Annotated in this window: 9 protein-coding genes; 4 read left to right on the plus strand and 5 right to left on the minus strand. The window is 62.8% G+C overall.

Features of this window, described 5'->3' with window-relative positions:
- Position 1 precedes the first annotated feature (1 nt).
- Positions 2-646 (plus strand): deoxyribose-phosphate aldolase, encoded by a 645-nt coding sequence (deoC, locus tag H7E91_RS01635; protein WP_182353307.1) that lies wholly within the window; start codon positions 2-4, stop codon positions 644-646.
- A 69-nt stretch (positions 647-715) separates the two neighbouring features.
- Here deoC and H7E91_RS01640 read toward each other — a convergent pair whose 3' ends face one another.
- Positions 716-1,534 carry an HAD-IIB family hydrolase gene (locus H7E91_RS01640; RefSeq protein ID WP_182353308.1) on the minus strand — a complete coding sequence of 273 codons (819 nt, stop codon included), beginning with the start codon at positions 1,532-1,534 and terminating at the stop codon, positions 716-718.
- A gap of 482 nt (positions 1,535-2,016) precedes the next feature.
- A complete protein-coding gene (gene glpK / locus H7E91_RS01645; RefSeq protein WP_206680318.1) occupies positions 2,017-3,543 on the minus strand; it encodes a glycerol kinase GlpK in 1,527 nt (508 codons plus the stop codon).
- 376 nt (positions 3,544-3,919) lie between these two features.
- Between glpK and H7E91_RS01650 the strand changes: the two genes are divergently transcribed.
- Both H7E91_RS01650 and H7E91_RS01655 read left to right on the plus strand, forming a co-directional pair.
- Entirely contained in the window at positions 3,920-4,927 is a 1,008-nt protein-coding gene (locus H7E91_RS01650) for a sugar-binding transcriptional regulator (protein WP_479682475.1), read from the plus strand.
- Entirely contained in the window at positions 4,924-5,439 is a 516-nt protein-coding gene (locus H7E91_RS01655) for an amino-acid N-acetyltransferase (RefSeq protein ID WP_182353310.1), read from the plus strand. Before H7E91_RS01650 ends, H7E91_RS01655 begins: the two co-directional genes overlap by 4 nt.
- Positions 5,440-5,443: 4 nt before the next feature.
- Here H7E91_RS01655 and H7E91_RS01660 read toward each other — a convergent pair whose 3' ends face one another.
- Both H7E91_RS01660 and H7E91_RS01665 read right to left on the minus strand, forming a co-directional pair.
- Positions 5,444-5,827, minus strand: a complete 384-nt coding sequence (locus H7E91_RS01660; RefSeq protein ID WP_182353311.1) for a hypothetical protein — start codon at positions 5,825-5,827, stop codon at positions 5,444-5,446.
- Positions 5,824-6,687: an A/G-specific adenine glycosylase gene (locus tag H7E91_RS01665; protein WP_182353312.1), complete on the minus strand. Its 864-nt coding sequence runs from the start codon at positions 6,685-6,687 to the stop codon at positions 5,824-5,826. Before H7E91_RS01665 ends, H7E91_RS01660 begins: the two co-directional genes overlap by 4 nt.
- 406 nt (positions 6,688-7,093) lie before the next feature.
- Between H7E91_RS01665 and H7E91_RS01670 the strand changes: the two genes are divergently transcribed.
- Positions 7,094-7,726: a hypothetical protein gene (locus H7E91_RS01670; protein WP_182353313.1), complete on the plus strand. Its 633-nt coding sequence runs from the start codon at positions 7,094-7,096 to the stop codon at positions 7,724-7,726.
- Between the two features lie 31 nt (positions 7,727-7,757).
- Here the strand turns inward: H7E91_RS01670 and H7E91_RS01675 are convergent.
- Positions 7,758-8,098, minus strand: a 341-nt coding sequence (locus H7E91_RS01675) for a S16 family serine protease (protein WP_338401700.1), incomplete at its 5' end; no start/stop codon positions are given.

Genomic DNA, 8,098 nt, shown 5'->3' on the forward strand with positions numbered 1-8,098 from the left:
TATGAACCCTCAGGAAGTTGTCGACATCGTCGATCACACCCTTCTCGCACCCGAGGCCACGAAGGAGGACGTCCTGGCTCTGCTCGACGAAGCGGAAAGGCTCGGCACGTTCTCGGTGTGTGTGTCACCAACCCAGATACCTCTCCCCAGGGAGACAACCGTCAAGGTTGCAGCGGTCTGTGGATTCCCATCGGGAGCCCACAGCGCGACCGTCAAGGCGGCCGAGGCAAAGGAGCTCAGCGACGCGGGGATCGACGAGATCGACATGGTCATTAACGTCGGCAAGGCAAAGGAGGGCGACGTCGAGTACACCCGCCGGGAGATCCAGGCGGTGCGCGATGCGGCGCCGAACGTTCTCCTCAAGGTCATCATCGAATCTGCAGCGCTGACTGATGATGAGATCGTCGCCGTCTGCAAGGCGGCTGTCGCAGCGAACGCTGACTACGTTAAGACCTCGACCGGCTACCACAAGGCTGGCGGTGCCTCAGTGGCGGCGGTCAAGCTCATGCGCGAGACTGTCGGCCCCGACATCGGAGTCAAGGCATCCGGCGGCATCCGCGACGGCAAGTTCGCGACGGAGCTCATTGAGGCTGGCGCCAGCCGCCTCGGACTGTCCGGCACTCAGAAGGTACTTGACACGCTCTGATTATGGTCATGATGGTGTGGTCCCGCTCAACGAGCGGGACCACACCATGTCCTTGCCGAGCAGCGCCATTCAGCTGGCCGCTCGGTTCCGTTCGCGCGCCAGCTCGTCGATATAGCGGACGACCGCGCCCGACTCCTGGGAGCCGATGACCTCATCAACCGCCGCTTTGATTTCTGACGTGGCATTGTCGGGGGCGACCGAGTGGCCGACAAGAGGAAGCCAGGCTAGATCGTTGCCCGAATCTCCGATGCCGAGGCAGCGTCGCAGATTGAACCGGAGGGAGCCAGCGAGCCACTCGAGAGCGTCCTCTTTCGCCGCACCGGGCGTCGACATCTCGGCCACCGTCTCCATCGATTGGACGATTCCTGGCTGTAGCGCCGTCATGTGAGGGAGATGCTCTGCCATGGTGTCTGGCTCCGCCCAATACATGACTTTGAGAACGTCAGACCAATCGGCTTCGTCGATCGGCTCAAAGCTGATGGGTACTTGTGAATTGCCGTTCCTCGTGTGATCTGCGGCCCGACCGGGACGCTCCATCACGAGATCGTGCGTCCGGAACAGGGCGATCTCGATGCCGGGCCTACGTCCAATCTGAACGAGTTCGGCGATCATCTTGTCGGGCATGACGCTACGGCGCAGAATCTCCCCTCCGGGCTCGCGGGTGATGATGCCGCCGTTCGAGGCGATGACGAATCCGGGAACCCCGGCGCCGTCGAGGACCGCGACACCCGCATTGAGTGTCCGTCCAGTTGCGATAATGATCGACGCGCCTGATGAATGGAGGCGGTGCAGGGCTTCGAGCACGTCGCTATCGGCGTCAGCTCCTGCCGGGGTGAGAGTCCCGTCGAGGTCGAAGATATATCCATCCCACACGGCGTTCCGGGCCACAGAGTCTCCTAGGTTTGAGTCGTCCCTATCATCGCACTCCTTCAAACGAGCGCGCCGTGACCCTGATCTCCACGAACCTGTACTCGGGGTTTTATCGTCGGTCGAGTTCTCGGCCACCGAGCTCTTCGCGTCCTCGCGACCCCTCGATGGTGGTCGACGACTGCTGACGTGAAGATTGCGGCCGGTCGGCGAGGCCAGTGCCGAAACGAGTCACAGCGAGGCCGGGCTCGAACTCGTCACGATCCCCGGGGCGCATACAGAGGACGCCCGCGTTGGAGGGCATGACCGAGTGCGACTCGCCCTGCTCGGCAGCTGAACAATGAAGAAGGATCGCTTTGCTACCTGGACGGTCGAGAGTCTCGTCGAAAGGGTGAAGAACAAACGCCTAGCTGAGAAGCGGGCCGAGACACCGGCAACAGATTGGGGCCCAAGCACTGCTGCTTGGGCCCCACCGAGTCAGCTAGCTGACTGCGTTTTCGAGATCAGGCGTTGGTCACGTCTTCGTCAACCCAGTCGAAGGTGCGCGTGACAGCCTTCTTCCAGAGACGCATCTGGCGTGCGCGCTCGTTCTCATCCATGTTCGGCGTCCAGCGCTTGCCTTCCTGCCAGTTGTTGATGACGTCCTGCTCGCCCTCCCAGAAGCCGACGGCGATGCCGGCTGCGTAGGCGGCGCCGAGAGCGGTGGTCTCAGCAACCTTGGGGGCAACAACGTCGACACCAAGGATGTCGGCCTGGAACTGCATGAGCGCATCGTTGGCGATCATGCCGCCGTCGACACGAAGCTCCTCGAGGTCAACGCCGGAGTCGGCGTTCATAGCCTCGAGAACCTCGGCGGTCTGGAAGGCAGTCGCTTCGAGGACGGCGCGGGCGATGTGGCCCTTGTTGTTGAAGCGGGTGAGGCCAACGATCGCGCCGCGAGCATCGTCCTTCCAGTACGGTGCGAACAGGCCGGAGAATGCGGGGACGACATACACGCCGCCGTTGTCCTCGACCGTCTCAGCCAGGGTCTCGATCTCCGGTGCGGAGGAGATCATGTTGAGGTTGTCGCGTAGCCACTGGACGAGCGAACCGGTGACGGCGATCGAACCCTCGAGCGCGTACACGGCCGGCGCATCGCCGATCTTGTAGCACACGGTGGTGAGCAGGCCGTTCTTCGAGTTCACGGCCTCCTGACCGGTGTTGATGAGCATGAAGTTGCCCGTACCGTAGGTGTTCTTCGCCATGCCCTTCTCGAAGCAGGCCTGGCCGAAGGTTGCCGCCTGCTGATCGCCGAGCACACCCGAGATTGGGGTGTCGATGATAAGCGTGTTCTTGGCGCCGTAACCGTAGACCTCGGAGGAGGACTTGATCTCGGGGAGCATTGACATCGGGATGCCCATGTCCTCGCAGATGCCCTCGTGCCACTTGAGCTCGCGGACGTCCATGAGCATGGTGCGCGAAGCGTTGGTCACGTCGGTGACGTGAACGCCGCCGTCGACGCCGCCCGTCAGGTTCCACAGAACCCAGGAGTCGGTGTTGCCAAACAGCAGGTCGCCAGCCTCAGCCTTCTCGCGCGCGCCCTCAACGTTGTCGAGGATCCACTTGATCTTCGGGCCGGAGAAGTACGTTGCCAGCGGGAGGCCGACGAGATCCTTGTATTTTTCCGCGCCTTCGTCGCCACCGAGTTCGCGAACGATCTTGTCGGTACGAGTGTCCTGCCAGACGATGGCGTTGTAGACCGGAAGGCCGGTGTTCTTGTCCCACACGACAGCGGTCTCGCGCTGGTTGGTGATACCGACAGCAGCGACTTCATGGCGGTTGATGTCAGCCGCGCCCAAAGCCTTGCCGATCACCTGACGGATGTTGTCACGGATCTCGATCGGGTCGTGCTCGACCCAGCCCGGACGCGGGAAGATCTGCTCGTGCTCGAGCTGGCCCACCGAGACGATCTCACCCGAATGGTTGAAAACGATTGCGCGGGAGGAGGTGGTTCCCTGGTCAATAGCTAGTACGTATTTCTTCTCGGTCATCGTTGACGAGTTCCTTTCATGCATGCGGAGGACCATGGATCTTCCGCTGGCGGTGCAGGCACACCGCCGTGTTTAGTTTACGTGGGGCTTAATTCGCTCGCATCAAAAGCACTCGGGTGCCTCGTTGCGTCCCGCACCCGGGTGGGTGTGGTCACATCATACGCGAAAGGGGGTCGCGGGGATGCAAGACATCGCATAGGATATGAACGTACGTGCATGACAGGGTATGTTCGTCGCAACGACGTGACGTCGTTCGACCTCAGTCCGGCTCAAAGGGTGCGAAACAGCGTTACGTTGCCCAAGTAGAAGGGCTAGGTCGTAAGCTGAGGAGGGCGTGCGATGCAGCATAGTCTCAGCCAGCAGCGAGGAGAATCAGGTGTCCGAGGACCGGCGGAGGATTGCTTACGAGGCGGCCGTATTGCACTACGTGCAGGGTGAGACCATGGAGACCGTTGCCCGCAGGTTAGGGGTGTCGCGTTCGACGGTCTCGAGACTCATATCTTTAGCCCGCGATGAGGGGCTTGTGCGCATTAGCCTCCACCCGCCCACCGAGAACTCCGACTCGCTCGCGGCACGCCTCTCCGATGTGTTCGGTGTGACCGCTCACGTCGTACCTGTTTCTCCAACTTCGACTGATGTGCGCAGGCTCGATTCGGTCGCGACGGTTGCCGGTGCGATCATCTCCGACCTCGTCCAGCCCGGCCACACGATCGGCGTGGCTTGGGGGACGACGATCTCCGCGGTCACGGATCACCTGTCGCCCCGGCCCGCGCCGGGCTCGTTGGTCGTCCAGCTCAACGGCGCCGCAAATTCGTCGACGACCGGGATTCCGTACGCGGGGCAGATCATCGATTCGTTCGGTAAGGCTTTCGGTGCGACAGTACGCCATTTCCCAGTACCAGCGTTCTTCGACTACGCCGAAACCCGGGAAGCGATGTGGCGGGAACGTTCGCTGGCCGCCGTTCGCGAGCTTCAGCGCAGCACGGACATCGCCGTTTTCGGCGTGGGTTCCTTCAATTCGCCCCTCGCCTCTCACGTCTACGTGGGCGGCTACCTCTCACCGAAGGACATCGCCACCCTGCGGGCCGAGGGCGTTGTCGGTGACATCTGCACCGTCTTGCTCCGGCCCGACGGCTCGTACGACGACATCGAGATGAACCGGCGGGCGACTGGCCCAACTCCGGCGGAGCTCAGGAAGATTCCACGGAGGATCTGCGTTGTTGCAGGCTCGTCGAAAGTGCTTCCGCTACACGGAGCCCTCATGTCCGGTGCCGTCACCGATCTCATCATCGACGAAGGGGCCGCCTGGAAGCTCCTGGACCTCGCCAACGGCCAGCGCAAATCTGCAGAGCGGGCCTCTCGTATGGGTGGGCGGGACGCATGATCGCCATCCGCCACGCGTTGCCGTTGCATGCACGAAGGATCGCTGGCCTCGTCGAACCGTTCACCGAGCGGCGCGTACTTATCGCCAAAGACCTCATCGACTACTTCGAAGACATCCAAGAGTTTGTCGTCGCTGTGGACGACGATCGGGTGGTCGGGTGCGGCGCTCTCCACATCCTGTGGGAGGACATCGGCGAGATCCGCACGCTCGCTGTCCACCCCGACTATCAGGGCATGGGAATTGGGGTCGAGCTCTACCGGGCGCTGGAGGCACGGGCGCTGTCCCTTGAGCTCAAGAGGCTTTTCTGCCTGACCTTTGAGGTGCCGTTCTTTTCCCGCCTCGGTTTCAAGGAGATCCAAGGAACTCCCGTCGGAGAGAACGTCTACACGGAGATGCTCCGGTCGCACGATGATGGCATGGCGGAATTTCTCGAGCTTGCGCGCGTCAAGCCCAACAGTCTTGGCAACACTCGCATGTTGAAGGAACTAGAAGCCCCGATCAGCGAAGTCTGACCCTTCACTTGGCGAACTGCTCGGAAAGGAACCATGCCCCGACGGGCCCCTGGATGGCAACGAGTCCGATGATGAAGGCGAGGACCGGCTCGATGAGGATTGCCGCAGTGATGGCAGCGAGAACGATAGCTCCCGCAGTCGCGTAGGCAACTATCTTCCACATGCGGCGCGCAAAGTTCTGGAGGTTGTCGTCCCTGCCTCGGGTGAGGATGATGATGCCGCCTAGGGTAAGCCCGAGGGTGGCAACGGCTGTGATGGCGGGTGCCCAGCTCCGGTCGTCGATTGGCGTGAACTCGTGGAGTGCCAGCCCGATGACGGAGAGGAACAGGCCAAGGAGGACGAGGGCGGTGGACCAGAGGATGACGCGGTGGTTCGACAGGGGAGTCATGAGATAAGGCTACCCGGCAGAGTTATGCGATCCCCGTTGCGAGCGATCAGGCCGTCGGCGAGTAGCCCCGCGAGCGCCTCATCCACTCGCGATGGGTCAGCCTGCCGGAGCACGCTGATGTCGACGGGGGAGTCCGAGTCCCGAAGGGCGGCCATGATCTTCCCCCGCGCCTGGCGCACGGTGCCTTCGAAGGCCTGAGCTCTCCGCCTGTGCGCATAGCGGTCCGCGGGATATCCATGGCCCCGCCACTCGCACCAGGTGGAAACTGGGCAGTCCGAACAGCGAGGTGCTCGCGCAGTACAGACAAGAGCTCCGAGTTCCATCACCCCCGCGTTCCATGCGACAGCGCCCTCAGGATCTGCGGGTAACATGCTCGACGCTCGTTCGCGCTCACCTTTTGTCAGGGTCGGGGGAGGTAGAGCTTCACCGTGGAGTCGGGCGATGACCCGGCGGATGTTTGTGTCAAGGACGAGCGAGCGGCCGCCAAACCCGAATGCGACAACGGCTGCGGCCGTGTAGGGGCCGACACCTGGTAGGGCGAGAAGTTGCTCCTCCGTTGCCGGCATGGTGCCGCCGTGCTCATCGACGATGACCTGAGCGCATTCTCTCAAGCGAAGTGCACGGCGGGGATATCCGAGAGTGCGCCAGGCTCGCAGGACATCGTCCGTGTTTGCGGCGGCCAGATCGCCGGGCGTCGGCCATCGCGCCGTCCACTCAATCCAGGCGGGTAACACCCGGGCGATAGGAGTCTGTTGGCTCATAACCTCGCAAAGAAGGATGTGCCAGGGTGGAGTGCCTGGCACCCGCCAGGGAAAGTCCCGCCCCCGCTCATCGAACCAGGCCATTAACTCGTCAAACATCGTGCTCAGTGTGCCACAGGGGCGTGGCAATCCTGCAGATCGGAGCCCGGGAGTCTAGGTTATGGGTGTGAAGGATTCGCAGGATCGGCGAGGCGGGGGTCGGGGACGGCCACCCGGCGGTGAGCCGACCCCGCGCGCGCATCCGCGCCCGACAATCCCCGGCACGCTCCCTCGTGACGATGTGCCGCCGCGTCGTAGCGCTCCCTCCACCGGTGGCCAGCCAGCCGAGCGACCAGCCAGGTCGGAGCCGCCCACAAGAAAACGGAACGAGCCGGGCCAAGCGCGCCGGGCTACTTCCGACCGCCCGGCCGGGAAGGCGTCCCGAGGCCAGAAAAGGACGCAGAAGACAACGCCACCTCCTTCACAGAGGAATACACGGCAAGCACGTCAGCCGCAGAGTGCAACGATGACGGCTACGAAGGTGTCACTCCTGGCGTTACTCGGCCGACGCGGTTCGCGGCGGCGCCGAAGCATCGTGACGGTTGTTGTTGGCGTTGTCATCATCGCCTCCATTCTCTTCGTCGCGGTATTTCTACGGGGCCAGCTCGCCCAGCGCGAGGAGCGTATGATCGCGCAGGAGCAGGACGTGTCCTACGAGATCGTCCCGTGCGAGCCCGGCATGCTCAATGTCGCGCTAAACCAGACTGACACCATCGCCGGTTATCCCGTGACGTTCGGGCTGGTCGTTACGAACGTCTCCGACCGCTCGTGTTCGCTTGACGCGGGTAGCGAGCATCTCGTTCTCGAGGTCAGCTCCGGCAACGACCAAGTCTGGTCATCGGCACACTGCCCATCCGGGGACGCGTCGCGCCTGTATGTGTTCGGGCCAGGTGTCTCATCCCAGATTAACGTCGAATGGTCCGGCGCCCGCTCCAACACAGCGTGTGACGCAGGGCTACCGGCACCGCTACCGGGAACGTACGTGGTTGAGGGAAGCATAGACGGGACCAGTTTTCCCGCGCTCACGCACTCCTTTGTCCTGACCGGAGCGGGTGGAGTTGCTCCCGGAACTGAGCCGGCACCGGAGCCGACGGAGTAGCATTCGGACACGCGGTTGAGACCGACGGGTGTTACAGGGGGAGGACTTCCTTGACTGCGGCCGCTACATCGATGACGGGTGCGACCGCGAGGCCGTCGGGAATTTTGACTTTGGAGCCGGCAGGGATGAGCGCTTTCGTGAAACCGAGCCGCACCGCCTCTGCGAGCCGCTGTTCAAGTCCGACAATGGGCCGTACCTCGCCGGTCAGTGCCACCTCACCGAGAGCGACAACGCCGGGAGCTAGCTGTACTGACCGGACAGGTTGGTTGAGGCAGTGCGATGACACGCGCTGACTTGTGACGTGAAGAGAGGGCCTTCCGCGATTGAGTGGGAGTTGCGAAACCAGCACTCCGAGGAAGGCCCTCCGTATGT

Origin of the sequence: Flaviflexus huanghaiensis, from assembly GCF_014118685.1 — a bacterium.
GTDB lineage: Bacteria > Actinomycetota > Actinomycetes > Actinomycetales > Actinomycetaceae > Flaviflexus > Flaviflexus huanghaiensis.

Bases quoted from the DNA above. Each gene is read 5' to 3' on its own strand.
- deoC (WP_182353307.1), top strand. From the start codon at position 2: ATGAACCCTCAGGAAGTTGTCGACATCGTCGATCACACCCTTCTCGCA.
- glpK (WP_206680318.1), bottom strand. From the start codon at position 3,543: ATGACCGAGAAGAAATACGTACTAGCTATTGACCAGGGAACCACCTCC.
- H7E91_RS01655 (WP_182353310.1), top strand. From the start codon at position 4,924: ATGATCGCCATCCGCCACGCGTTGCCGTTGCATGCACGAAGGATCGCT.
- H7E91_RS01660 (WP_182353311.1), bottom strand. From the start codon at position 5,827: ATGACTCCCCTGTCGAACCACCGCGTCATCCTCTGGTCCACCGCCCTC.
- H7E91_RS01665 (WP_182353312.1), bottom strand. From the start codon at position 6,687: ATGTTTGACGAGTTAATGGCCTGGTTCGATGAGCGGGGGCGGGACTTT.
- H7E91_RS01670 (WP_182353313.1), top strand. From the start codon at position 7,094: ATGACGGCTACGAAGGTGTCACTCCTGGCGTTACTCGGCCGACGCGGT.